The 23,256-nt window shown below is 69.4% G+C and carries 24 protein-coding genes; 9 read left to right on the forward strand and 15 right to left on the reverse strand.

The features are described from left to right. Window positions 1–263: 263 nt before the first annotated feature. Window positions 264–1,520 (forward strand): transcription termination factor Rho, encoded by a 1,257-nt coding sequence (rho, locus tag FBZ83_RS12080; protein ID WP_014238917.1) that lies wholly within the window; start codon window positions 264–266, stop codon window positions 1,518–1,520. A gap of 137 nt (window positions 1,521–1,657) precedes the next feature. Here rho and secB read toward each other — a convergent pair whose 3' ends face one another. Then, on the reverse strand, window positions 1,658–2,155 hold the full coding sequence (gene secB / locus FBZ83_RS12085) for a protein-export chaperone SecB (RefSeq protein WP_145676057.1): 498 nt from the start codon (window positions 2,153–2,155) through the stop codon (window positions 1,658–1,660). A gap of 100 nt (window positions 2,156–2,255) precedes the next feature. After that, on the reverse strand, window positions 2,256–2,864 hold the full coding sequence (locus FBZ83_RS12090; RefSeq protein WP_145682852.1) for an FxsA family protein: 609 nt from the start codon (window positions 2,862–2,864) through the stop codon (window positions 2,256–2,258). Between the two features lie 243 nt (window positions 2,865–3,107). On the opposite strand from FBZ83_RS12090, the gene FBZ83_RS12095 reads away from it, so the two are divergent. The 3 genes from FBZ83_RS12095 (at window position 3,108) to FBZ83_RS12105 (ending at window position 5,964) form a co-directional block, all read left to right on the forward strand. Continuing rightward, the gene (locus FBZ83_RS12095) at window positions 3,108–3,782 is read left to right on the forward strand and encodes a Tim44/TimA family putative adaptor protein (protein ID WP_038531572.1); all 675 of its coding nucleotides are present in this window, start codon (window positions 3,108–3,110) and stop codon (window positions 3,780–3,782) included. A gap of 13 nt (window positions 3,783–3,795) precedes the next feature. Next, a complete protein-coding gene (mltA, locus tag FBZ83_RS12100; RefSeq protein WP_145682854.1) occupies window positions 3,796–5,001 on the forward strand; it encodes a murein transglycosylase A in 1,206 nt (401 codons plus the stop codon). Window positions 5,002–5,121: 120 nt separating this feature from the next. Next, window positions 5,122–5,964, forward strand: a complete 843-nt coding sequence (locus FBZ83_RS12105; protein WP_145682856.1) for a DUF1206 domain-containing protein — start codon at window positions 5,122–5,124, stop codon at window positions 5,962–5,964. Window positions 5,965–6,065: 101 nt separating this feature from the next. Here the strand turns inward: FBZ83_RS12105 and FBZ83_RS12110 are convergent, their stop codons facing one another. Genes FBZ83_RS12110 through hisB form a run of 7 tightly spaced genes read right to left on the reverse strand, consistent with a single transcriptional unit; the run spans window position 6,066 to window position 10,222 of the window. Beyond that, complete coding sequence (locus tag FBZ83_RS12110; RefSeq protein WP_109069963.1) at window positions 6,066–6,434, reverse strand: histidine triad nucleotide-binding protein; 369 nt, start codon at window positions 6,432–6,434, stop codon at window positions 6,066–6,068. 44 nt (window positions 6,435–6,478) lie between these two features. Next, entirely contained in the window at window positions 6,479–6,814 is a 336-nt protein-coding gene (locus FBZ83_RS12115) for a phosphoribosyl-ATP diphosphatase (protein WP_145682858.1), read from the reverse strand. Beyond that, window positions 6,807–7,592, reverse strand: a complete 786-nt coding sequence (gene hisF / locus FBZ83_RS12120; RefSeq protein WP_145682860.1) for an imidazole glycerol phosphate synthase subunit HisF — start codon at window positions 7,590–7,592, stop codon at window positions 6,807–6,809. Before hisF ends, FBZ83_RS12115 begins: the two co-directional genes overlap by 8 nt. Beyond that, window positions 7,592–8,341 carry a 1-(5-phosphoribosyl)-5-[(5-phosphoribosylamino)methylideneamino]imidazole-4-carboxamide isomerase gene (gene hisA / locus FBZ83_RS12125; protein WP_145682862.1) on the reverse strand — a complete coding sequence of 250 codons (750 nt, stop codon included), beginning with the start codon at window positions 8,339–8,341 and terminating at the stop codon, window positions 7,592–7,594. Before hisA ends, hisF begins: the two co-directional genes overlap by 1 nt. Window positions 8,342–8,355: 14 nt before the next feature. Continuing rightward, window positions 8,356–8,898: a GNAT family N-acetyltransferase gene (locus tag FBZ83_RS12130; RefSeq protein ID WP_145682864.1), complete on the reverse strand. Its 543-nt coding sequence runs from the start codon at window positions 8,896–8,898 to the stop codon at window positions 8,356–8,358. 2 nt (window positions 8,899–8,900) lie between these two features. Then, a complete protein-coding gene (gene hisH / locus FBZ83_RS12135) occupies window positions 8,901–9,545 on the reverse strand; it encodes an imidazole glycerol phosphate synthase subunit HisH (protein WP_145682866.1) in 645 nt (214 codons plus the stop codon). Between the two features lie 53 nt (window positions 9,546–9,598). Further along, a complete protein-coding gene (hisB, locus tag FBZ83_RS12140; RefSeq protein ID WP_145682868.1) occupies window positions 9,599–10,222 on the reverse strand; it encodes an imidazoleglycerol-phosphate dehydratase HisB in 624 nt (207 codons plus the stop codon). 148 nt (window positions 10,223–10,370) lie between these two features. Between hisB and FBZ83_RS12145 the strand changes: the two genes are divergently transcribed. The 4 genes from FBZ83_RS12145 (at window position 10,371) to FBZ83_RS12160 (ending at window position 15,851) form a co-directional block, all read left to right on the forward strand. Continuing rightward, complete coding sequence (locus FBZ83_RS12145) at window positions 10,371–11,927, forward strand: serine protease (RefSeq protein ID WP_145682870.1); 1,557 nt, start codon at window positions 10,371–10,373, stop codon at window positions 11,925–11,927. Window positions 11,928–12,011: 84 nt separating this feature from the next. Further along, complete coding sequence (hslV, locus tag FBZ83_RS12150; RefSeq protein WP_014238902.1) at window positions 12,012–12,560, forward strand: ATP-dependent protease subunit HslV; 549 nt, start codon at window positions 12,012–12,014, stop codon at window positions 12,558–12,560. A 22-nt stretch (window positions 12,561–12,582) separates the two neighbouring features. Continuing rightward, a complete protein-coding gene (gene hslU / locus FBZ83_RS12155; protein ID WP_145682872.1) occupies window positions 12,583–13,920 on the forward strand; it encodes an ATP-dependent protease ATPase subunit HslU in 1,338 nt (445 codons plus the stop codon). A 302-nt stretch (window positions 13,921–14,222) separates the two neighbouring features. Next, complete coding sequence (locus FBZ83_RS12160) at window positions 14,223–15,851, forward strand: ABC-F family ATP-binding cassette domain-containing protein (protein WP_145682874.1); 1,629 nt, start codon at window positions 14,223–14,225, stop codon at window positions 15,849–15,851. Here the strand turns inward: FBZ83_RS12160 and FBZ83_RS12165 are convergent. The 6 genes from FBZ83_RS12165 to FBZ83_RS12190 form a co-directional block, all read right to left on the reverse strand. Next, a complete protein-coding gene (locus FBZ83_RS12165; RefSeq protein ID WP_145682877.1) occupies window positions 15,811–17,352 on the reverse strand; it encodes a PAS domain S-box protein in 1,542 nt (513 codons plus the stop codon). The two genes, FBZ83_RS12160 and FBZ83_RS12165, sit on opposite strands and share 41 nt — an antisense overlap. A 179-nt stretch (window positions 17,353–17,531) precedes the next feature. Further along, window positions 17,532–17,936: a helix-turn-helix domain-containing protein gene (locus FBZ83_RS12170; RefSeq protein ID WP_145682879.1), complete on the reverse strand. Its 405-nt coding sequence runs from the start codon at window positions 17,934–17,936 to the stop codon at window positions 17,532–17,534. Window positions 17,937–17,948: 12 nt separating this feature from the next. Continuing rightward, a complete protein-coding gene (locus tag FBZ83_RS12175; protein ID WP_145682881.1) occupies window positions 17,949–18,521 on the reverse strand; it encodes a Smr/MutS family protein in 573 nt (190 codons plus the stop codon). 122 nt (window positions 18,522–18,643) lie between these two features. Next, entirely contained in the window at window positions 18,644–19,330 is a 687-nt protein-coding gene (locus FBZ83_RS12180; RefSeq protein WP_145682883.1) for a LutC/YkgG family protein, read from the reverse strand. A 2-nt stretch (window positions 19,331–19,332) separates the two neighbouring features. Next, the gene (locus FBZ83_RS12185; RefSeq protein WP_145682885.1) at window positions 19,333–20,769 is read right to left on the reverse strand and encodes a LutB/LldF family L-lactate oxidation iron-sulfur protein; all 1,437 of its coding nucleotides are present in this window, start codon (window positions 20,767–20,769) and stop codon (window positions 19,333–19,335) included. A 4-nt stretch (window positions 20,770–20,773) separates the two neighbouring features. Then, window positions 20,774–21,559, reverse strand: coding sequence for a (Fe-S)-binding protein (locus tag FBZ83_RS12190; RefSeq protein ID WP_145682887.1), 786 nt, complete (start codon window positions 21,557–21,559; stop codon window positions 20,774–20,776). Window positions 21,560–21,900: 341 nt separating this feature from the next. Between FBZ83_RS12190 and FBZ83_RS32325 the strand changes: the two genes are divergently transcribed. Next, window positions 21,901–23,214 (forward strand): methyl-accepting chemotaxis protein, encoded by a 1,314-nt coding sequence (locus tag FBZ83_RS32325; protein ID WP_145682889.1) that lies wholly within the window; start codon window positions 21,901–21,903, stop codon window positions 23,212–23,214. Window positions 23,215–23,256: the final 42 nt, after the last annotated feature.

Raw genomic sequence — 23,256 nt, forward strand, 5'->3', positions numbered from 1 at the left:
AAGAATCCACCCTGTTTCCAAGAATTCGCTTTCATTTGACTTGCAGACGGCGTTCCGCTAACCATCTTTCCCACCACGGGGCGGCAAGCCTCGCGGGCACCCATCCCACATCCGCCGTTCCGTCCCTCCCCAACGATCTGGGCGCGACGTCCGACAGGCATTCCCAGCCTTCAGCGCCGTTCGACGCTCAACCGACGCACCCTGCGCCGGCCCGGGACCTCTGGCACTCCCCCTCGCATGACCGATTCCCTTAAGGCACCCCCATGCATCTCCAAGAGCTGAAGTGCAAGAGCCCCGCCGAACTGCTGGCGTTCGCCGAGGAACTGCAGATCGAGAACGCCAGCACGCTGCGCAAGCAGGACATGATGTTCGCCATCCTCAAGCAGCTGGCGGAGAACGATGTTCCGATCTACGGCGACGGCGTGCTCGAGGTTCTTCAGGACGGCTTCGGGTTCCTGCGTTCGCCGGAGGCCAACTATCTTCCCGGCCCCGACGACATCTACGTCAGCCCCAGCCAGGTGCGCCGCTTCAGCTTGCGCACCGGCGACACGGTCGAAGGGCAGATCCGCGCGCCCAAGGACGGCGAGCGCTACTTCGCCCTTCTCAAGGTCAACACGATCAACTTCGATGCGCCGGACAAGGTCCGCCACCGCATCAACTTCGACAACCTGACCCCGCTCTATCCGGAAGAGCGGCTGCGCATGGAAGTCGACGACCCGACCAAGAAGAATTACACGGGCCGCATCATCGACCTCGTGGCGCCGCTGGGCAAGGGCCAGCGCGGGCTGATCGTCGCCCCGCCGCGCACGGGCAAGACCGTGATGCTGCAGAACATCGCCCATTCCATCGCGACCAACCATCCGGAAGCCTATCTGATCGTCCTCTTGATCGACGAGCGTCCGGAAGAGGTGACCGACATGGCCCGCTCCGTGCGGGGCGAGGTCATCAGCTCCACCTTCGATGAGCCGGCGACGCGCCACGTCCAGGTCGCCGAGATGGTCATCGAGAAGGCCAAGCGGCTGGTCGAGCACAAGCGCGACGTGGTCATCCTGCTGGATTCCATCACCCGTCTGGCCCGCGCCTACAACACCGTCGTTCCCTCCTCGGGCAAGGTGCTGACCGGCGGCGTGGACGCCAACGCGCTGCAGCGCCCGAAGCGCTTCTTCGGTGCGGCCCGCAACATCGAAGAGGGCGGCTCGCTGACCATCATCGCGACCGCGCTGATCGACACCGGCAGCCGCATGGACGAGGTGATCTTCGAAGAGTTCAAGGGCACCGGCAACTCCGAGATCGTGCTGGACCGCAAGCTCTCCGACAAGCGCACCTTCCCGGCCATCGACATCTCCAAGTCGGGCACCCGCAAGGAGGAGCTGCTGGTCGACAAGGGCACCATCTCCAAGATGTGGATCCTGCGCCGCATCCTGATGCCGATGGGCGTGACCGACGCGGTGGACTTCCTGGTCGACAAGCTGAAGCACACCAAGTCGAACTCGGAATTCTTCGAGTCCATGAACCAGTAGTCCGCAGCCGTCTCCCCCGCCCGGTCGAAGGGCGGGGGAGGGCACAAAAAAGGCGGGAGGCCCCTTGGAGCCTCCCGCCTTTTTGTTTGTCCGAAACCAATGGCCCGGATCAGAACCGCGTCATCAGAACGGCGGCCTCAGAACGGCGATTGGGGCGCCTGTTCGGCCTGACCCTGCTGACCAGCGGTCTGGCGGCGGTACAGGTCGACGAAGTCGATCGGGTTGATCATCAGCGGCGGGAAGCCGCCGTCCTGGGTGCAGCCGGCCACGATGGCGCGGGCGAACGGGAACAGCATCCGCGGCGCCTCGATCAGCAGCACCGGACGGTGATGCTCCTGCGGCAGGCCCGGAAGCTGGAACAGGCCGCCGTAGGCGACCTCGACCAGGAAGGCGGTCGCCTCGGCCTGCTTGGCCTCGCAATGCAGCTTCAGCACGACCTCGTAGACGTCCTCGCCCATCGGCTGGACCTGCACGTCCACGCCGATGTTGACCTGCGGCTGCGGCTGGCCGGGCAGCAGGCTCTGCGGGGCGTTCGGGTTCTCGAAGGACAGGTCCTTCACATACTGCGCCAGCACATGCATCGGCAGCGACGAGGCGGCTTCCTGATCTTGACCGTTGATCTGCTGATCGGACATGGACAACTCCTGGCCGCGGGGCGGCATCACGATGGAAAGGTCTTCAAGACCCGCTGGCTAGCACGGAACCGAGGGCTCCACAAAGTGAAACCGCCGCGTTTCACCCGCGGTCGTTGCGGTTGGGCGAACCGGGCGGCGCCCAGCGGGAGTCACCGAGCTTGGGCATGTCGTCCGGACCGTCGCGGTCCGACGGACCGGCGCTTCCCGGGCGGCCGCCGTCGGGGTCCACCTCCTGGTAATCGACGTCGATCACGCCCGGTGGCGGGCGGTTTCCGGGGCCGCCATGGGGGCCGCTGCTGCTCCAGGTCCGGCCGCCCGCCCGGCCGTCCATCTGGCCGCCCATCTTGAATGATGCGACCCCCTTCATACGGTCGAACAGCCAACGGCCCAGGGCGTTGCGGATCGGGCGCACGAACAGCAGGAGTCCGACGATGTCCGTCAGGAAGCCGGGGATGATCAGCAGCAGGCCGGCGACGACGACGCAGAAGCCCTCGAACACGGCGCCGACCGGGCTCTCGCCGCGCTCCGCCGACGCCTGCGCGCGCTTCAGCACGGACAGGCCCTGCCAGCGGATCAGGACGGACCCGAGGATGGCGGACAGGATGACCAGCCCGACCGTCGGGCCGGCGCCAATCCAGTCGCCGACCTCGATGAAGGTCGCGATTTCCGCGATCGGCAGCAGAAGGAACAACAGCAACAGTGGATTCATGGCCGTCCTTGCTCTTTCAACCCCGAGGGCCTATCTACACCAGGGTACGTCACCCGATCTTTGGTTGGACGAACAGCTCCGGCACGGGTCATCGGGTGGAATCCTCGGCGGAGAGAGCGAGCTGGGATCTGGTCCCGGCACCGTTCCGGTACACTTAATGCTCACCCGCCGGAGGGTCCAGTAGTGGATCAAGCGGGGTCGGTGATTTCGGGGCCGGCCTTCAGTCACCCGGAAGGATGGATGATGGGAGATGGGTTTGTGTTCGTCGAGATCCTGATCTTCGCGATGATCGCGGCGTTTCTCGTGTACCGGCTGCGCAGCGTGCTCGGCCGCCGCACCGGTGAGGAACGCCAGCGGCCGAACCCCTTCACGGCCCGCCCCAACAACCAGCCCGACAACGTGGTGGCGATGCCCAACCGCGAGCGGCCCGTGCCGAACGCCGCGCCGTCGCCCGACGAGCCGGTGTCGCTGGCCACCGCGCTGGAGCAGATCAAGGCCGCCGACCCCAGCTTCGACGAGAAGTATTTCCTTCAGGGCGCCCGCGGCGCCTTCCAGATGATCGTGGAAGCCTTCGCCAAGGGCGACACGGCCACGCTGCGCCCGCTGCTCTCCGACGAGGTCTACGACAACTTCGCCCGTGCGGTGCGCGAGCGCCAGGCGGCCGGCGAGACGCTGGAGACCCGCATCGAGACGATCACCGACGCCGACGTGGTGGAGGCCCGCATGGACGGCCGCACCGCCCTGGTCACCGTGAAGTTCGTGTCGGAGCAGATGAACGTCGTGCGCAACAGCGCCGGCGCCGTGGTGGACGGCGATCCGAACAGCGTCGTCGAGGCGGTGGACGTCTGGACCTTCGCCCGCAACACCCGCGCCGGCGACCCGAACTGGGCGCTCGTCGAAACCCGCACCCCCCAATGACCGATCGGTTCTGATGCTGTCTCTTCCGGTTGTTCGTCTCAGCGCCGCGGCAGTCCTTGCCGCGGCGTTTCTCATTGGCTGCGAGCGGAAGGAGGAGGAGGCCAAGGCGCCGCCGCCCCCGCCGCCCGAAAAGCTGGTCCTCACCCCCGTCGCCTTCACGGCGCTGCCCGGTTGGAGCGCCGACCGTGTGGCGGAGGCCGTGCCGGCCTTCCAGCGCTCCTGCGCGAAGGTCAAGGCGCTGGCCGCCGACCGCTCCATCGGCCCGGACGGGGTCGGTGGCAAGGCGGCCGACTGGCAGGCTCCTTGCGCTGAGCTGGCCAAGCTGCCGCCCGGCGACGACGCGGCGGCGCGGGCCTATTTCGAGGCGTGGTTCACTCCCTACGCCGCGGCCAACAACGCCGAGCGGCGCGGCCTCTTCACCGGCTATTACGAGGTCGAGCTGAAGGGCAGCCGGACGCCGGACCCGGCCTTTCCGGTGCCGCTCTATAAGCGTCCCGCCGATCTGGTGATGGTCGATCTGGGCGAGTTCGCCGACCGCTGGAGGGGTGAGCGCATCGCCGGGCGGGTGACGGCCGGCCGGCTGAAGCCCTTCGAGGACCGCGCGGCCATCGAGGCCGGGGCGCTGAGCGGCAAGGGGCTGGAGCTGGTCTGGCTGCAGGATCCCATCGCCACCTTCTTCCTGCACATCCAGGGGTCGGGCCGGGTCAGCTTCGCGGACGGGACGGAGACGCGCGTCGGCTACGCCGCCCAGAACGGCCACAAATACGTCGCCATCGGGCGGGAGCTGATCGACCGCGGCGCCCTGAAGCGCGAGGAGGTGTCGCTCCAGACCATCCGCGCCTGGCTCCAGGCCAACCCCGGCGAGGCCGCGGCGCTGATGAACAAGAACCCCTCCTACGTCTTCTTCCAGGAGCTGAAGGGGGAGGGGCCGAACGGCGCCCAGAACGTCGCCCTGACGCCGGGGCGGAGCCTCGCCGTCGATTCCAAGTTCCTGCCCTACGGCGTGCCGGTCTGGCTGGACGCCGAGGACCCGTTGGACGCCCAAACGCGGCTGCGCCGCCTGCTGATTGCTCAGGACACCGGCGGGGCCATCCGCGGCCCGGTGCGCGGCGACGTCTTCTGGGGCCACGGTCCGGAGGCGGAGGAGAAGGCCGGCGTGATGAAGAGCGCCGGGGAGTATTACGTCCTGCTGCCGAAGACCGTCGCCCCGGCGAGCTGACCGCCGCCTCTGTCCCCCGCTAAGGAACCGAAGCGCAGCGGCTTCGGTTGTGTCAACCACCGCCGATCCTGGTCGTTCCGGCCAACGGCGGCTCTGGTTGACACACGGGGGGAGGGGGCCATGACCCCGCGGCAACGGCAACTCGACAGGCTCAACGAAATCGAAGGGCTGGCGCGGCTCGGCTACGCCGCGCGCGGCCTCGTCTATCTGATCGTCGGCTGGTTCGCCGTCACGGCGGCCTATGGCAGCAACCGTCCGACCGACACCAAGGGCGCGCTGGTCGAGTTGTTCCAGCACCCCTTCGGTTCGGTCCTGCTCGCGCTGACCGCGCTCGGTCTGGCCGGCTACGCGCTGTGGCGGGTCATGCAGGCGGTGCTGGACGTAGACCATGTCGGGACCTCGCCCAAGGGGCTGGTGGTGCGCGCCGGCTTCGTCGTCGCCGGGGTGATCCACGCCGGTCTGGCGGTCTTCGCCATCAAGCTGCTGGCCGGGCAGGGCGGTGGGCGCGGCGACGGCGAAGCGGCCGCCCATGACTGGACGGCGTGGCTGCTCGCCCAGCCGATGGGCCGCGTCCTGGTCGCCGCGGTGGGGGCCGCCATCATCGGCACGGCCGTGGCCCACGCCATCAAGGCCTACAAGGCCAGCTTCCGCCGTGAGCTGGACGCCGACCCGGACACCATGAAGGTGATCTGCCCGATCGGCCGCTTCGGCTTCGCCGCCAAGGGGCTGGTCTTCGCGGTGGTCGGCAGCTTCTTTCTGGTGGCGGCGTGGCAGTCGGACTCGTCGGAGTCCGGCGGGCTGCTCAAGGCGCTGCAGTTCCTCCAGCAGCAGCCTTACGGCCCCTGGCTGCTCGGCGTGGTGGCCGCCGGGCTGTTCGCCTTCGGCGCCTTCAGCGTCGTCCAGGCCGTCTATTGCCGCATCGACGGCGAAGCGGCGGAGCGGCAGATCCGCGCCATGGTGTAAGCGAAAAGAACCGGACCAAAAGAAAAGGGCGCCGAGGGTTTCCCCGGCGCCCTTACGTCTCAGGCCGATGTTTCACGTGGATCGTCGTGCCTCTCGGATGATCACCCCTGAGTGATCATCGGGCCCAGGCGGCGGCCGGCGAAGACGTGGATGTGCAGGTGCGGAACCTCCTGGTTCGCGTCCTCGCCGCAGTTGGACAGGATGCGGTAACCGGGCTCGGCGGCGCCGGCGCCGCGCGCCACCTCGCCGACCGCGCGGAACAGGCCGGCGATCTCCGCCTCCGTCGCGCGGGCGCTGAAATCGTCCATGTCGACGTAGGCGCCCTTCGGGATCACCAGGATGTGCGTCGGAGCCTGCGGGTTGATGTCGTGGAAGGCCAGCGCGTGCTCGGTCTCCAGGACCTTCTTGCACGGGATTTCGCCGCGCAGGATGCGGGCGAAGACGTTGTTCGGATCGTAGGTCTTGGCCATCGCGTCGTTTCCCCTTCCGCCTTTGTCGATTCAAGCCGTGATTGTCAGGCCTTGCGCGCGTTCTTTTCGGCGATGCCGCTGGTGCCCTCGCGCTGGGCCAGCTTCTCCCACACTGCGGAGGGTTCCAGCCCGGCGTCGGCCCACAGCACCATCAGGTGATAGAGCAGGTCCGCCGATTCCGAGGCCATCGCCGCCGTGTCGCCGCGCACCGCCTCGATGACCGTCTCCACCGCTTCCTCGCCGACCTTCTGGGCGATCTTGGCGGTGCCGCGGTGGAACAGCTTGGCGGTGTAGGAGGTCTCCGGATCGGCGCCCTTGCGCGCCTGGACGGTGGCGTAGAGCCGGTCCAGGACCTCGGCGGAGATCTTGTCCTCAGCCATGCGCGGCCTCCCTCACGCGGGCCGGGCGCACCGGGATGCCGGCCTCGGCGAGCGCCGCCTTGGCCTGCCCGATGGTGTAGGTGCCGAAATGGAAGATGGAGGCCGCCAGCACCGCCGTGGCGTGGCCCTCGCGGATGCCTTCCACCAGATGGTCCAGCGTGCCGACGCCGCCCGAGGCGATGACCGGGATGCGCAGCCCGTCGGCCACCTTGCGGGTCAGGGCGAGGTCGAAGCCGCTCTTGGTGCCGTCGCGGTCCATCGAGGTCAGCAGGATCTCGCCGGCGCCGTAGGCCTCCATGCGCTTGGCCCACTCGATGGCGTCGATGCCCGTGGCCTTGCGCCCGCCGTGGGTGAAGATCTCCCAGCGGCCCGGCTCGACCTGCTTGGCGTCGATGGCGACGACGATGCACTGGGCGCCGAACTTCTCCGCCGCCTCCTGCACGAACTCCGGACGGTGGATGGCCGCGGTGTTGATCGACACCTTGTCGGCGCCGGCCAGCAACAGCTTGCGGATGTCGTCCACCGTGCGCACGCCGCCGCCGACGGTCAGCGGCATGAACACCTGCTCGGCGGTGCGGCGCACCACGTCGTAGATGGTGTCGCGGTTCTCGTGGCTGGCCGTGATGTCGAGGAAGGTCAGCTCGTCCGCCCCTTCCCGGTCATAGACGCGGGCCTGCTCCACGGGGTCGCCGGCGTCGATCAGATCGACGAAGTTGACCCCCTTGACGACCCGCCCGTCCTTGACGTCCAGGCAGGGGATGACGCGCATCTTGAGCATCAGCCGGCCTTTCCGGTGACGGGAGCGGGGGAGAGCAGGTCCAAGGCCGTCTTCGGATCGATGCGCCCGTCGTAGAGCGCGCGGCCGCAGATGACGCCCTGGATGCCGGTGTCCTCCTCCTTCTTCAACGCGATCAGGTCGTCGATGGAGGAGACGCCGCCCGACGCGATCACCGGGGTGGTCAGGTGGAAGGCGAGGTCGGAGGTCGCCTCGACGTTCACGCCGCCCATGGCGCCGTCGCGGTTGATGTCGGTGTAGATGATCGCGGCGACGCCGCTGTCCTCGAACTTCAACGCCAGATCCAGCGCCTTGATGGTCGAGGTCTCGGCCCAGCCGGCGACGGCGACATAGCCTTCCCGTGCGTCGATGCCCACCGCCACCTTGCCGGGGAACTCGCGGCAGGCCTCGCGGACCAGCTCCGGCTCGCGCAGGGCGACGGTGCCGAGGATGACCCGGCTGACGCCCTTCTCAAGCCAGTGGGCTATGGTCTTCAGGTCGCGGATGCCGCCACCCAGCTGCACTGGGATGGTCACGGCGCCCAGGATGTCCTCGACCGCCTTGCCGTTGACCGGCTTGCCCTCGAAGGCGCCGTTCAGATCGACCAGATGCAGCCATTCGAAGCCCTGGCTTTCGAACAGGCGGGCCTGGTCGGCGGGTTCGGTGTTGAAGACGGTCGCCTGGCTCATCTCGCCGCGCAGCAGCCGAACGCAGGCACCGTCTTTGAGGTCGATGGCGGGATAGATGATCATCGCGGTGTCTCGTCCTATGGCGTGTCGTGAAGCGTGTCGGGGGTGAGGTCTTTCACATAAAAATGGCCGGCCAGCTTTTTGCCGTCCACCAGCGCATAGAAGGGATGCGTGCCCCAGCGTCTGAAGCCGAGGTCCTCGTACAGCGCGATGGCCGCGGTCTGCGTCTCGCGCACGTCGAGGTTCAGCACGCGGAAGCCGGACGCCCGCGCCTCCTCCTCGACCGCCACGGTCAGGCGGCGGGCGAGGCCGTGGCCGCGCGCCCAGGGGGCGACGAAGCTGGTGGTCAGGGTCGCGGCGTGGGCCTGCGCCTCGTTGTTGCGGGCCGGCTTGACGAGCTGGGCGGAGCCGGCGATGACGCCGTCCAGCCGGCCGACGAACAGGATGCGCTCCGGCACCACCAGAACGCCCTTCCAGTAGCGCTCCATGATCTCGCGGGGTGGCGGCGCCACCCAGCCGAAACCGCCGCCGGCCTTGACGGCGTCGTCGGCGGCGTCGCACAGGTCGTGCAGATCGCCGGTCTTCAGCGTGTCGATGCGTTCGACCGTGACGTCGGTCATCGTCAGACCCGCCAGGTCAGGAAGTTGGCGACCAGGGCGAGGCCGGTCTCCTGGCTCTTTTCCGGATGGAACTGGGTGCCGACCAGATTGTCGCGCCCGACCACTGCCGCGAAGGGGCCGCCGTAATCGGCGCTGGCGATCACGTCCTCCGGCCGCTCCACCGCGAAACGGTAGGAGTGGACGAAGTAGGCGTGCGCCCGCTCCGGCAGGCCGGCCAGCAGCGGGTGCTCCCGGCGCACGTCCAGCTCGTTCCAGCCCATGTGCGGGATCTTCAGCGTCGGGTCGGTCGGCTCCAGCTTCGCCACCTCGCCCTTGATCCAGCCCAGACCCTCGGTCACGCCGTATTCGCGCCCGCGTTCCGCCATCAGCTGCATGCCGACGCAGATGCCCAGGAAGGGGCGGCCCTTGCCGTGCACCACCTCCTCCAGCGCGTCGAGCATCCCGGGAACCTCCGACAGGCCGCGCTTGCAGTCGGCGAAGGCGCCGACGCCCGGCAGCACGACGCGGTCGGCCTTGCGCACCGCGTCGGCGTCGGACGTCACCAGGACCTGGAAGGAGGCATGGGACTCCGCCGCCGCGCGCTCCAGAGCCTTGGCGGCGGAACGCAGGTTGCCGGAGCCGTAATCGATCAGCGCAACGGTTTCCATGAAACGAGGACCTTGTGACAGAGAGCCGGCCTTATGGAAGCCGCCGGTTTTTTTTAGAGGGAGCCGCCCAGCGTCCCCTTGGTGGAGGGCACGGCGTCGCGCTTGCGTGGATCGATGTCGATCCCGGCCCGCAGCGCGCGGGCAAGCGCCTTGTAGCAGCTTTCCACGATGTGGTGGTTGTTCTCGCCATAGAGGCATTCGACGTGCAGCGTCACGCCCGCGGCCATGGCGAAGGCCTGGAACCACTCGCGGAACAGCTCGGTGTCCATGTCGCCGATCTTGTCGCGGCTGAAGGACACCTTCCAGATCAGGTAAGGCCGGTTGGAGAAGTCCAGCGCGACGCGGGTCAGCGTCTCGTCCATCGGGATGTAGGCGTGGCCGTAGCGCTGGATGCCCTTGCGGTCGCCGAGCGCCTTCGCCACCGCCATGCCGATGGCGATGCCGCTGTCCTCGGTCGTGTGGTGGGCGTCGATGTGCAGGTCACCCTCCGCCGCCACCGTCAGGTCCATCAGGCTGTGGCGCGACAGCTGCTCCAGCATGTGGTCGAGGAAGCCGACGCCGGTCTTCACGTCATAGACGCCGGTGCCGTCCAGATTCACGGCGACCCGGATCCGGGTTTCGGTGGTGTTCCGCTCGATCGAGGCGCGGCGGACGCCATTGGCAAGGCTCTGGTCCATGAGTCCGGGTTTTATCAGGAAGCGCGCGGGCGCGCCAGAGGTGCCGCCTCCGAAAACGCCTATGACCGTCGGGCGCGATGCCGCATAATGCGTGTGTGTTCATGAATGAATGCACGTTGAACGCGCATAATGGGATATGCCACCGGACATGCCGACGCCCGGACGTCTTTTTCCGGCCCTCGCGGCCCTGCTGGCGCTGGCCGCCTGCATGGGCGGGGAGCTGCCGCAGATCCGCAAATCGCCGCCCGTCGCCCGCGGTTCGACGGAGCCGGTCCGCTTCGACGGCCTGTCGCTCGGCTCGATGCGGCGGGGCATGGTGACGGGACGCTATGTCTGGGCGCTGGAGTGCTGGCCGCCCTACGACGACGTCTATTGGACCAGCGGGCGCAGCCTGCACGAGAACTCCACCTTCCAGGAACGCTTCGCCGAGGTTCTGGCCGACGCCGGCTACGACGTGGCGGGCGTGCAGGGCAGCGATTACGAGGCGGAGTTCGACCGCAAGCGCGCCCGCTACATCCTGCGCGGCGACCTGCGCGCGGTGAACAGCGACCTGTGCCGTCGGCGGAGCTGGCTGACCGGCCGCAGCGAGGGCGTGTCGGGGGTCGGCAGCCTGCGGGTCGACTGGGCGGTCTACGACGCCGTGACCGGGCGGCTCGTCCACCGCGTCACCACCACAGGCGTGGCCCGCCAGGACAGCGGCGTGCCGCAGGGCGACGTCCTGCTGATCGAGGAGGCCTTCGCCACGGCGGTGGAGGCGCTGGGCGCCGACCCCGGCTTCCGCGCTGCGGTGTCGCGGGGCGGGGCGTTAGCGTCAAGTGGACCGGCTATAGTGTCAAGTGGTCGGGGAGGAGTGTCAACCGCCCCACCGGGAGCGTCAAGTGCGGCTCCGCTAGTGTCAAGTGGGGCGGCGGGAGCGTCAAGTGCGCCCCCGGATGCGTCAAGTGGCTTGGCCGTGGTGTCAACCATGACGGTCGATCCCGGCGGTGCCTCCGCCGGACCGGCACCTTTCCTGGAGGAAACCCGTCACCCGACCCTGATTCTGCGCATCGCCGACCCGCTCCAAGGCTACGCCGACGATCCCGCCGCCCGCGTGTCCGCCGCCGCCGTGCGCGTCGGTCCGGAGGAGCGCAAGGGCCGGGGAATCGTGCTGGGCGAACTGGACGGCCAGTCGCTCGTGTTGACGTTCGACGCCGGGCTGGACGCGACCGTGACCGTCGCGCCGTCCCGCGCGGTGTCGCTGGACGGCATGGTGATGGCGCGGGACCGGTCGGGCGGGATCGCCCTGGTCCGCGTCCCGGCCCGGCTGCGCGCGGCGCCGCTGCGTCTGGACACCCCGGCGGTCAGCGAAGCGGTGACGGCGGTTCTGGAGCGGGGCGCCGACACGGCATCCGGCATCCTGGCGGCCCGGCGCGCCGACCCGCAGGCGATGCCGGGTGTGGAGGCGACGCTGCTGCAGGCCGACCTGAGCGGGCCGGACCCGGCGCCGGGCGACCCGCTGGTGGACGAGGCGGGCAATTTGCTGGGCGTGGCCCGTCCGGGTCCGTTGCCCGGTGGGGCGCACGGCCTGTCCGCCTTTGTCCCGGTGATGGAGGCGCTGGCCCGGCTGGGGGTGGAGGTGACGCAGTTCGCCGCCCGGCCAATTCCGTCCCGTGGGATACCGGTCCATGACGGCAGACTTGACGGGACCCGCCGTCCCCCCACATAGACCCGTGTTCCGATGTGCCTATATCGGCCGGCGTCACGCCGGGCCGTTCGGGCACGGGCGCTTCTTTCTTCGAACACGGTCCCGATGACTTCCCACGATCCCATCCAGTGGCACGGCACCACCATCCTCTCGGTCCGCAAGAACGGGCAGGTGGTCATTGCCGGCGACGGCCAGGTGTCCGTCGGCCAGACGGTCATGAAATCGAACGCCCGCAAGGTGCGCTGGCTCGCCGGCGGCACGGTGATGGGCGGCTTCGCCGGCGCCACCGCCGACGCGCTGACCCTGTTCGAGCGGCTGGAGACCAAGCTGGAGAAGCACCCCGGCCAGCTGCTGCGCGCCTGCGTCGAGATGGCCAAGGACTGGCGCACCGACCGCTACCTGCGCCGGCTGGAGGCCATGATGGCCGTGGCCGACCGCAACGTCAGCTTGATCCTGACCGGCAACGGCGACGTGCTGGAGCCGGAGGACGGCCTCATCGGCATCGGCTCCGGCGGCGCCTATGCCCTGTCGGCGGCGCGCGCGCTGGTCGACGTCGATGGTCTGGACGCGGAGGCCGTGGCCCGCAAGGCGATGAAGATCGCCGCCGGCATCTGCGTCTACACCAACGAGAACGTCACGCTCGAAAAGCTCTAACCCTCAGACCGGGTCCCACGCCATGTCCGCCCCCAGCATCGCCGCCGCCACCGCCGCCTTCAGCCCGCGCGAGATCGTCTCCGAGCTCGACCGCTACATCGTCGGCCAGCACGAGGCCAAGCGCGCGGTCGCCATCGCGCTGCGCAACCGCTGGCGCCGCCAGCAGCTCCCCGAGGGGCTGCGCGAGGAGGTTCTGCCCAAGAACATCCTGATGATCGGCCCGACCGGCGTCGGCAAGACGGAGATCGCCCGCCGCCTGGCGAAGCTGGCCCAGGCGCCCTTCCTGAAGGTCGAGGCGACCAAGTTCACCGAGGTCGGCTATGTCGGCCGCGACGTCGAGCAGATCGTCCGCGATCTGGTGGAGGCCGCCATCGGCCTGACCAAGGAGCGGCTGCGCAAGGAGGTCGCCGCCAAGGCCGAGCTGCGCGCCGAGGAGCGCGTGGTCGACGCGCTGTGTGGCGAGAACGCCAGCCCGGAGACGCGGCAGAAGTTCCGCAAGATGCTGCGCGAGGGCACGCTGAACGACCGCGAGATCGAGATTCAGGTGGCCGACACCGCCGGCGGCCTGCCGACCTTCGACATCCCCGGCATGCCGGGCGCCCAGATGGGCATGCTCAACCTGAACGACATCTTCGGCAAGGCGCTGGGCGGGCGCACCAAGTCCCGGCGCATGTCCGTCGCCGAGAGCTACACCGTTCTGATGGCGGAAGAGTCGGACAAGCTGCTCGACCAGGAAAAGGTCGTTTCGGAAGCGATCCAGGCGGTGGAGCAGAACGGCATCGTCTTCCTCGACGAGATCGACAAGATCTCCGCCCGTTCCGACTACAAGGGCGGCGCCGACGTCAGCCGCGAGGGCGTGCAGCGCGACCTGCTGCCGCTGATCGAGGGCACGACCGTCAGCACCAAGCATGGCGCGGTGAAGACCGACCACATCCTGTTCATCGCGTCCGGCGCCTTCCACCTGTCCAAGCCGTCGGACCTGCTGCCGGAGCTGCAGGGCCGCCTGCCGATCCGCGTCGAGCTGAAGGCGCTGGAGCAGGAGGATTTCCGCCGCATCCTGACCGAGCCGGAAGCCAGCCTGATCAAGCAGTACAAGGCGCTGCTGAAGACCGAGGAGGTCGACCTCGTCTTCACCGACGACGCCATCGACGAGCTGGCCCGCCTCGCCACCGAGATCAACGCGACGGTGGAGAACATCGGGGCGCGGCGCCTGCACACCGTCCTGGAACGGCTGCTGGAGGACATCAGCTTCACCGCCAGCGACAAGGCCGGCCAGACCGTCACCATCGACGCGGAGACCGTCCGCGCCCAGGTCGGCGGCCTCGCCAAGAACGCCGACCTGTCGAAGTTCATTCTGTAAAACAGCTCACGGCTATCGCATTTGTGATCCCCTCTCCCCTCTGGGGAGAGGGTTAGGGTGAGGGGGTTGCGCTTGTGCCGGACGTACCGCCACGCGCAACCCCCTCACCGCCCGCTTCGCGGGCACCCGCTCCCCAGAGGGCAGAGGGTTATGGGAGTCCACCCGCCTTGATCGGCTTTCTTGATCGGCGGCCCGGCTGGCCTTAGGATGGCCGGCGTCTCACCACGGCAGGATGCGCAGACCGATGGATTTCAACCCGACCGCAACGTCCGTTCGTTTCGTCTTCGGGGAAATCCGCGTCCATGCCTGCTTCCATCACACCGCCCGCCATCACCCTGGCGAACCTGTCCTGGTCCACGCCTGACGGGCGTTCCGTCCTATCCGATATCAGTCTCGGGTTCGGCCTTGAACGGACCGGGCTCGTCGGACGCAACGGCACCGGGAAATCGACCCTTCTCAAGCTGATGACGGGCGCGCTGCGTCCGCAATCCGGGACGGTGTCCGTCCGCGGCAGCCTGGGAATCCTGAATCAGAACCTGTCGGTGACACCGGACGACACGGTGGCCGGCCTGTTCGGCGCGACCACCATGCTGGACCTGCTGCGCCGCGCCGAGCGGGGCGACGCGGACGCCGACGCGCTGGCGGAGGTGGATTGGACGCTGGAAGGCCGCATCCGGTCGGCGCTCGGCCGGGTGGGGCTGGAGGCGGAGCCCGAGACGCTGCTGACCTGCCTGTCCGGCGGGCAGCGCACGCGCGCCGCCCTGGCCGCGGCGATCTTTCCGGAGCCCGATGTCCTGCTGCTGGACGAGCCGACCAACGATCTCGACCGCGAGGGACGGGAGGCGGTCGTCGGGTTGCTGGCCTCCTGGCGGGCCGGGGCGGTGGTGGTCAGCCACGACCGCGACCTGCTCGACCGCATGGACGCCATCGTCGAGCTGACCACCCTCTGTGCCACCCGCTACGGCGGAAACTGGAGCCATTACCGCGCCGCCCGGGCGCTGGCCCTCGATGCCGCCCGCCACGATCTGGCGGATGCCGAGAAACGTGTGGCGGAGGCGGCCCGGACGGCGCAGGCCACCGCCGAACGCAAGGCGCGCAAGGACCGGGCGGGGCAGCGGAAGGCGGCGAAGGGCGACCTGCCGCGCATCCTCCTCGGCGGCCGGAAGGAGCGCAGCGAGGCCACCGGCGGCGACAACGCCCGCCGCGCCGCCCAGCAGAAGGCCGACGCGCTCGACGCCGTGGCCGGCGCCCGCGCGCGCATCGAAGTCCTTCAGCCGTTGTCGGTCGTGCTGCCGCCCACCGGCCTTCCGCCCGGCCGGACCGTGCTGACGCTCGACGGCGTCACCGCCGGCTACGAAGCGGGAAGGGCGGTCGTCCGCGACCTGTCCTTCACCATCACCGGGCCGGAGCGCGTCGCCGTCACCGGCCCCAACGGGTCGGGCAAGACGACCCTGCTGGCGCTCGTCGCCGGCCATTGCGCCCCCTGGTCCGGGACGGTCCGCGTCGTTGCCGGTGCGATGATGCTCGACCAGCGGGTGAGCCTGCTCGACCCGTCGGAAACGATCCTGGACAACTTCCGGCGCCTCAACCCGCGGGAAGGAGAGAACGCCTGCCGGGCGTCGCTGGCCCGCTTCATGTTCCGCGCCGACGCCGCGTTGCAGCGCGTGTCGACCCTCAGCGGCGGGCAGACGCTGCGCGCCGGACTCGCCTGCGTCCTCGGCGGCGCCGTTCCTCCGCCCCTGCTGATCCTGGACGAGCCGACCAACCACCTGGACATCGAGTCCATCGAAGCGGTGGAAGCCGGGCTGCGCGCCTATGACGGGGCGCTGCTGGTGGTCAGCCACGACGAGGCCTTCCTCGACGCCATCGGGCTCACGCGCCGGCTGGACCTCACCAGTCCGTCAGGAAGCGCTCCTTCGGCAGGTGGATGACCACCGACGTGCCGGCGCCTTCCAGCGAGCGGATCTCCAGCCGGCCGCCGTGGCGCTCCACCAACGACTTGGCGATGGACAGGCCCAGCCCGATTCCCTCGAACCGGCGGGCCAGCGAGGAATCACCCTGGAAGAAGGGCTGGAAGACGGTTTCCAGACGGTCCTCCGGGATGCCGACGCCGCTGTCGAACACCTCGGCGACCAGGGCGCCCGCGGAATCCACGCGGGCCGACACGCCGACGCGCCCGCCTTCCGGGGTGAACTTGATGGCGTTGGACAGAAGATGGAGCAAAACCTGCTTCAGCGCCCGCGGGTCGGCCAGCAGGGGCGGCAACTCGCTGGCGATGTCGGCCTCGACCTGGAGCTTGCCGCGCTCCGCCCGCTTGGCGACAAGACGGACGCAGGACACCACCACGTCGCGGAAGTCGCAGAGCGCTTCCTCCAGATCGACCTGACCGGCCTCGATGGTGGCCATCTCCAGCAGGTCGTTGATGTTGGCCAGCAGCAGCTCGCCCGAGCGTTTGATCTCCGCCGCGAAGTTGACGTACATGGGATTCTCCAGCGACCCCAGCATCTGCTGGTGGATCACGTCGGCGAAGCCCAGGATGCCGTTCAGCGGCGTGCGCAGCTCGTGGCTCATGTTGGCGAGGAAGGCGGTCTTGGCGCGGTTGGCCAGTTCCGCCGCCTCCTTGGCCTCGATCAGCGCCTGCTCGGCGGCCTTGAAGGCGCTGAGGTCGCGCAGCATCGCGACGAAGACGTGGAAGCCCGGCAGGTCGATCTCCGACAGGGACAGCCAGACGACCATGGCGGTGCCGTCCCGGCGCAGGACGGTCACCTCCCGCCCGACGCCGATGACCTGCCGAACCCCCGTCTCCCGGTAGCGGCGCATGTGGTCGCCGTGCTGCGCGGCCTCCTCCGGCGGCATCAGCACGGCGATGTGCCGGCCGGTCAGCTCGTCCGGGCTGTAGCCGAGAAGCAGCTCCGCCGCTTGGTTGGCGGCCAGGATGACGCCGCGGGCGTCCACGGTCAGGATGGTCTCGACCGCCTGCTCCACGATGGCGCGGTTGCGCGCCTCGCTGCGCTGGAGTTCCTCGTCGGCGGCGCGGGCGGTCGTCACATCCTCGATCACCGCAGCCAGCGCCCGCAGACGCCCGTCGGGACCGTGCAGGCAGGACGGGCGCATGGCGGCGCGCATCACCCCGCCGTCGGCGCGCAGGAAACGCTTCTCGAAAGGGGCCGGCGCCGTCTCGCCCCGCACCATCCGGCCGAAGCGCAGGCTTTCCCAGGCCCAGTCCTCCGGATGGGTGACGTCGGCCAGATGCCGTCCGGCCATGTCCGGCGGGCTGTATCCCAGGCTGCGGGCGAAGGCGGGGTTGGCGGCCAGGATGCGGCCGTCCGGCGCGGCCACGACCATGCCGACCGACGCGCTGTCGAAGATGGAGCGGAACAGGGCGTCCGTGACGCCGTCCCCCGGCATTACGGACCCGACCTCGGCGGTCATACGATAATCCCGTCTGGTCAAGCCTGGCTTCGGGGCAACCCAGGCTGGATGGTAAGGGATTCGGCGCGGTGAAAGCGAACGCGAAACGTCCGGTTGCCCAGGCCGAAGGTGCGACCGATTAACCCACAAGGCAATTCAGGATGTTGCGGCAGGGGGGATTCTTTCCGGGGTTGTGCTCCCTACCGCCGCCGTGGAGCCGTCCGCCGCCGCACCGCCGCACCGCCGCGGGCCGGCGCCTCGTCCAACAGAAGGAGAAGCCGATCCAGCGTTCCGTCGTCGAGGTCGTGGATGCGCTCGGCCAGCCGGTTCGCCAGCTCGGTCGCCTTCGGGTTGAGCCCGGCGGTGTCCACCGTCACGCGGGGGTGGGACAGGGCGGCCAGCCGCTCCAGTTCCTCCGCCTCGTCCCAGATGATGCCGAAATAGGCGCAAATCTGCCGGACGAGCTGGGCGGAGGGCTGGCCGCGCTTGCCATGCTCCAGCGCCGACAGATAGGCCGAGGAGATGTGCAGGTCCGCCGCCATCTGCTTGAGCGTCACGCTCTTGCCCTCGCGCAGGGCGCGGACCCGTTCGCCGAAGGGTGTCATCGCGGCCCCATCCTACCGGTGATGGTCGCGCCGCCGCTTGACGAGGACATACAGCGCCCCGTCTCCGCCGTGCCGGGGCTGCGCCGGGCGCACCGCCAGAACCATCGGGCGCAAGGAGGCGTCGGCCAGCCAGCGCGGCACCGACTGGCGCAGCACGCCGACCCCGCCGGTGTAGGTGCCCTTGCCGGTGATGACCAGCACGCAGCGCCGCCCCTCGTGCCAGGCGCGGCGGACGAAGCCGGACAGGGCGCCGTGGGCCTGGTCCTGGCTCATCCCGTGCAGGTCGATCCGCCCGTCGATCTCCATCTCGCCGCGCGAGAAGCGGTCGGCGGTGCGGCGGTCGATGTTGTCGAGGTTGCCGACCTTCAGCGGCGGCTGCGACGGACGCCCACCCTTCGGCAGGCCGCCGCGCGGCGGCAGGGTGGGGGGCGGCGAGGCGGTGGTGGCGACCGGTTCCGGCTCGCCCGCGAGGGCGGCGGGAGGATCGGGGTCCGCGATGGTCCGGCCCGGCATCGGCTCCGCGTCGCGCATGGCGATCCGCCACAGCCGCCGTTCCTCGGTGGAGACCGAGCGGCGGCGGCTCACGACAGGGACCTCGGCGCGGCCCGTCCGGGCGCGCGGGTCGAAGGGCAGGGCGGGTCAAACACGGGTGAACACGGGTTCCGGCACGGACAACGCTCCGATAAACCCTTGAACACTCAGCCGTGTCAATCCTCCACCAGAAGAATGTGAAGGCGCCGCGGCCCGTGGGCGCCCAGCTCGATCCGCATCTCGATGTCGCCGGTCCGCGACGGCCCGGTGATGAAGTTGACGGTGCGGGGCAGGGCGCCGTTTGCGCCATCCTCGCCCCCGGCGGCGCGCAGCCGGTCCCAGGCGTCCTCCATGGTGCCGACGATCTGGCCGCGCCGCAGCACGACGACGTGGGTGTCGGGCAGGAAGTTCAGCGTGGTCGGCCGCTCGGCCCCGGACAGCAGCATCAGCGTGCCGGTTTCCGCCACCCCGGCGAAGGCGCCGGTCAGCGACGCCCCGTCGCTGTCGCGGGCCCGCCCCTTGGTCACGGTCAGGGTCGGGCGCTGGTCCCAGGGGATGGCGTCCAGGGCGGCGTCCGGTGCGACGCGGACCTCGGCGGGCAGGTTCAGCCCGGCCAGATAGTCGGCCACGGCCCCCGGCACCTCGGCCATCCCGCCCAGCAACTCCACGGTCGCCGAAACCTCGGTGGCCATGGCGGCGAACAGCTCGACCTGCTCGTCATGGGGACGCTGGGCGCGGGCCGGGATCAGGTTGCGCGGGTGGGTGGCGAGCCTTTGGCGTGCCTCCTCGGACCCCTCGGCGGAATTCAGCGCCTTGCGGATGCCGCCCAGGATCTGGGCGCGGGCGGAGCCGGTGTCGGCCATGGTCAGCGCGTCCCCTTCTTTTCGGCCGCTTTCTTCTCGGCCCACATCTGCTGAAAGGTCCTGCCCTCCGGCGCCGGCATGTCGCGGTGCCGCGTCCAGCCCTGGGCCAGCGGCAGGCGGGCGAAGCGTCCCTTGCCGCGGCCCAGCATCCCGAGCGCCCGCGCCGCCATCTTGGTAGCGGCGTGGTACAGCGCCGGGCGCCGCGCGAACCAGCCCCACAGGGCCAGCCCCCGGCTCATGGCGGCGGGCTGGAGATTCTGCTCGAACTCCTTCTCCCGCCAGTGGCGCATCATCTTGGGCAGGGGGATGCGCATCGGGCAGACCGCCTCGCACCGCCCGCAGAAGGTGGAGGCGTTGGGCAGGTGCCCGGCCTCCTTCACCCCCAGCAGGGCCGGCTGCATCACCGACCCGATCGGCCCCGGATAGACCCAGCCGTAGGCGTGCCCGCCGACCGCGCCGTAGACCGGGCAATGGTTCATGCAGGCGCCGCAGCGGATGCAGCGCAGCACGTCCTGGAACTCGGTGCCGAGCAGCGCCGACCGCCCGTTGTCGAGCAGAACGACGTGGAACTCCTCCGGCCCGTCGAGGTCGCCGGGACGGCGCGGCCCGGTGGAGAAGGTGGTGTAGGCCGACGCCTCCTGGCCGGTGGCGGAGCGCGCCAGCAGGCGCAGCACCAGCGCCGCGTCCTCCAACGTCGGCACCACCTTGTCGATGGTGGCGATCACCACATGGACGCGCGGCAGGATCTGGGTCAGGTCGCCGTTGCCCTCGTTGGTGACGATGACGGTCGAGCCGGTCTCCGCCACCATGATGTTGGCGCCCGTGATGCCGACGTCGGCCTGCTGGAACTTGCGGCGCAGCACCTGCCGCGCTTCGGCGATCAGCACCTTGGGCTCGTCCAGGACGCGGTCCGCCGGCAGGTCGGTGTGGGCTTGGCGGAAGGTGCCCTCCACGTCCGCCTTGGACAGGTGGAAGGCCGGGGCGATGATGTGGCTGGGCGGTTCGCGGCGGAGCTGGATGATGTATTCGCCGAGATCCGTCTCGATGGGGGTCAGCCCGTTGGCTTCCAGATGGTCGTTGATCCCGATCTCCTCGGAGATCATCGACTTGCCCTTGGTGACGGTCTTCGCCCCGACCTTGCGGCAGATGCCCAGGATGGCGTCGCGCGCCTCCTGGTCGGTGCGGCACCAGTGGACATGGCCGCCCTGCTCGGTGACCTTGCCCTCGAAGGCCTCCAGATAGGTGTCGAGGTTGGCCAGGACGTGGTTCTTCAGGTCGCGGCCCTGGTCGCGGAGCGCCTCGAACTCCGGCAGGCGGTCGGCGGCCTGTTTGCGGCGGTTGACGAAGCCGGCCGGCGCGATGGCCAGGACCTTCTGAAGCCGCTCGTCGCTCAGCGCCTTGCGGGCGTTCTCGGGAAAGGCGTGGGTGGTCGGCTGCATGGGGTCACGCCCTCCCACTTTTTATGGGCTCGCCAATCGGTGGGGTGTCGGTGACGCCGGCCAGCACCTCCGCGACGTGGCGGACGCGGACGGCGGAGCCCTCGCGCTTCAGCTTGCCCGCCATGTTCAGCAGGCAGCCCATGTCGCCGGCCAGCAGCGTGTCGGCCTTGGTGCCCGCGATGTCCGCGGTCTTGGCCTCGACCATGCGGTTGGAGATGTCCGGGTACTTGACGCAGAAGGTGCCGCCGAAGCCGCAGCAGACCTCCGCCCCCGGAAGCTCGTTCAGCGTCAGCCCCTCGACCTTGGCCAGCAGGCGGCGCGGCTGCTCCTTGACGCCCAGCTCGCGCAGGCCGGAGCAGCTGTCGTGGTAGGTGATCGTGCCGTCGTAGCGCGCGCCGGTGTCCGTCACCCCCAGCACGTCGGTCAGGAAGGACACCAGCTCGTGCGTGCGCGCCGACAGGTGCTGCGCCCGCGCCGCCCAGGCCGGATCGTCGGCCAGAAGCTCGGGGTAATGCTTGCGGATCTGCCCGGCGCAGGAGCCGGAGGGGACGACCACGTGATCGAACCCCTCGAAGGCGGCGATGGTGCTGCGGGCGAGGTCCCGCGCGGTGGCGCGGTCGCCGGCGTTGAAGGCGGGCTGGCCGCAGCAGGTCTGGGACGCGGGCACTTCGACCGTGCAGCCGGCGTCCTCCAGCAGCTTCACCGCGGCGAAGCCGACCGTCGGGCGGTAGACATCGACGAGGCAGGTGACGAACAGCCCCACTCGGGGGGCGGGGCGCGTGTCGGCCATGATGTCCTTGCGTCTTCCTGGTGCTGATCCCCTGACGGTGGCGACTGTAGGTCCTCCCGCCGGGGATGGCAACGGGCCGGGCCGGCGGCGTCCGGTCGCGGTGTGCCGCTGGTCGAAGGGTCTCTGCACAACCAAAAGTAAGAAAGGTCAAACATACAGAAAGCGAAACAAACAATGGGGCAGACGCGCTTTCTGTTTCAAAAAGATGGAAAACGTTTTTACCAAAATGAAATCTAAATTCACATATCGTCCGTATACGAAATCAGGCCGACCAATCAGTTCGGTCATGGGAATCGTCTGGAAGTTGTAGAGAACGTTGTGTGAGGGGGAGGGGCAAGTCCATGAGTCTGATGGGATTTTTCCGGGGTGGGTCCAAGGGCGGCAACGGGCGCGGCGCTGAACTGGCCGAGCTGACCGAAGCGCTCGACCTCTACGGCAACCACGCCGGCGTGGGACTGTGGGACGCGGTGTTCCACAACGGCGACCCGGCGCACCCGCAGAGCCGCTGGACCTGGTCCGGGCAGTTCCGCCGCCTGCTCGGCTTCGAGGGCGAGCAGGATTTCCCGAACCTGATGACCTCCTGGTCGGACCGTCTCCACCCGGACGACAGCGCCCCGACCTTCGCCGCCTTCGGCGCCTTCCTGGCCGACGCCAGCGGCCGCACGCCCTTCAACGTGCGCTACCGCGTCAAGATGCGCGATGGTTCCTACCGCTGGTTCCGCGCCATCGGCGGCTGCCGGCGCAACGCGGCCGGCGTGGCGCTGCGCGCTTGCGGCTCGCTGATCGACGTCCAGGAGGAGGAGGAGATGCGCCAGCGCGCCGGCTCCCTCGCCGCCGACTTCGACGTGAAGGTCAGGAGCGTGGTGCAGGCGGTGTCCGGCAGCTCGACCGACATGCAGGGCGTGTCGCGCCAGCTCGGCGCCCTGTCGGAACGGTCGACCCGCCAGAGCGCGGAGGCCGCTGCCGCCACCGCCCAGGCGGCGTCCAACGTCCAGGCGGTGGCGGCGGCTGCCGAGCAGCTCTCCGCCTCCATCGGGGAAATCGGCCAGCAGGTCGAGCGGTCGGTCGCCATCGCCCGCGAGGCGGTGTCGCGCACCGAGCAGATCGGCGGCACCGCCGACAGCCTCGCCCAGTCGGCGCAGCTCATCGGCGACGTGGTCAAGCTGATCCAGGGCATCGCCGGCCAGACCAACCTGCTGGCGCTCAACGCGACCATCGAGGCGGCGCGGGCCGGCGAGGCGGGCAAGGGCTTCGCCGTGGTGGCGAGCGAGGTGAAGAGCCTCGCCAACCAGACGGCCAAGGCGACCGAGGACATCTCCGCCCAGATCGCCGGCATCCAGGCGGCGACCAACCAGACGATCGGCGCCATCCAGGGCATCGGCGAGACGATCCGGTCAATCAACGAGATCTCCACCACCATCGCCTCGGCCGTGCAGGAGCAGGCGGCGGCGACGCAGGAGATCTCCAACAACGTCGCCCAGGCCGCTCGCGGCACCGACGAGATCGCCCGCAGCATCGAGGCGGTCAGCGTGGCGGCGAACGAGACGGCGCAGGCCTCCACCCTCGTCATCCGCTCCTCCTCCGACCTCTCGGGCCAGTCCGACAGCCTGAAGCATCAGGTCGAGACCTTCCTGCAGGCGCTGAAGGCGTCCTGACGACCGGACCGGCGCGGGGAAGGGGGATCTCCGCGCCGGTCC

Source organism: Azospirillum brasilense (assembly GCF_007827815.1).
Classification (GTDB): domain Bacteria; phylum Pseudomonadota; class Alphaproteobacteria; order Azospirillales; family Azospirillaceae; genus Azospirillum; species Azospirillum brasilense_C.

Bases quoted from the DNA above. Each gene is read 5' to 3' on its own strand.
- hisB (WP_145682868.1), bottom strand. From the start codon at position 10,222: ATGGACCAGAGCCTTGCCAATGGCGTCCGCCGCGCCTCGATCGAGCGG.
- FBZ83_RS12180 (WP_145682883.1), bottom strand. From the start codon at position 19,330: ATGGCCGACACCGGCTCCGCCCGCGCCCAGATCCTGGGCGGCATCCGC.
- FBZ83_RS12145 (WP_145682870.1), top strand. From the start codon at position 10,371: ATGCCGACGCCCGGACGTCTTTTTCCGGCCCTCGCGGCCCTGCTGGCG.
- FBZ83_RS12090 (WP_145682852.1), bottom strand. From the start codon at position 2,864: ATGAATCCACTGTTGCTGTTGTTCCTTCTGCTGCCGATCGCGGAAATC.
- secB (WP_145676057.1), bottom strand. From the start codon at position 2,155: ATGTCCGATCAGCAGATCAACGGTCAAGATCAGGAAGCCGCCTCGTCG.
- FBZ83_RS32325 (WP_145682889.1), top strand. From the start codon at position 21,901: ATGAGTCTGATGGGATTTTTCCGGGGTGGGTCCAAGGGCGGCAACGGG.
- hisA (WP_145682862.1), bottom strand. From the start codon at position 8,341: ATGATCATCTATCCCGCCATCGACCTCAAAGACGGTGCCTGCGTTCGG.
- FBZ83_RS12130 (WP_145682864.1), bottom strand. From the start codon at position 8,898: ATGACCGACGTCACGGTCGAACGCATCGACACGCTGAAGACCGGCGAT.
- hslU (WP_145682872.1), top strand. From the start codon at position 12,583: ATGTCCGCCCCCAGCATCGCCGCCGCCACCGCCGCCTTCAGCCCGCGC.
- FBZ83_RS12170 (WP_145682879.1), bottom strand. From the start codon at position 17,936: ATGACACCCTTCGGCGAACGGGTCCGCGCCCTGCGCGAGGGCAAGAGC.
- FBZ83_RS12185 (WP_145682885.1), bottom strand. From the start codon at position 20,769: ATGCAGCCGACCACCCACGCCTTTCCCGAGAACGCCCGCAAGGCGCTG.
- FBZ83_RS12165 (WP_145682877.1), bottom strand. From the start codon at position 17,352: ATGACCGCCGAGGTCGGGTCCGTAATGCCGGGGGACGGCGTCACGGAC.
- FBZ83_RS12095 (WP_038531572.1), top strand. From the start codon at position 3,108: ATGGGAGATGGGTTTGTGTTCGTCGAGATCCTGATCTTCGCGATGATC.
- hisF (WP_145682860.1), bottom strand. From the start codon at position 7,592: ATGCTCAAGATGCGCGTCATCCCCTGCCTGGACGTCAAGGACGGGCGG.
- rho (WP_014238917.1), top strand. From the start codon at position 264: ATGCATCTCCAAGAGCTGAAGTGCAAGAGCCCCGCCGAACTGCTGGCG.
- FBZ83_RS12115 (WP_145682858.1), bottom strand. From the start codon at position 6,814: ATGGCTGAGGACAAGATCTCCGCCGAGGTCCTGGACCGGCTCTACGCC.
- mltA (WP_145682854.1), top strand. From the start codon at position 3,796: ATGCTGTCTCTTCCGGTTGTTCGTCTCAGCGCCGCGGCAGTCCTTGCC.
- hisH (WP_145682866.1), bottom strand. From the start codon at position 9,545: ATGGAAACCGTTGCGCTGATCGATTACGGCTCCGGCAACCTGCGTTCC.
- FBZ83_RS12105 (WP_145682856.1), top strand. From the start codon at position 5,122: ATGACCCCGCGGCAACGGCAACTCGACAGGCTCAACGAAATCGAAGGG.
- FBZ83_RS12190 (WP_145682887.1), bottom strand. From the start codon at position 21,559: ATGGCCGACACGCGCCCCGCCCCCCGAGTGGGGCTGTTCGTCACCTGC.
- hslV (WP_014238902.1), top strand. From the start codon at position 12,012: ATGACTTCCCACGATCCCATCCAGTGGCACGGCACCACCATCCTCTCG.
- FBZ83_RS12160 (WP_145682874.1), top strand. From the start codon at position 14,223: ATGCCTGCTTCCATCACACCGCCCGCCATCACCCTGGCGAACCTGTCC.
- FBZ83_RS12110 (WP_109069963.1), bottom strand. From the start codon at position 6,434: ATGGCCAAGACCTACGATCCGAACAACGTCTTCGCCCGCATCCTGCGC.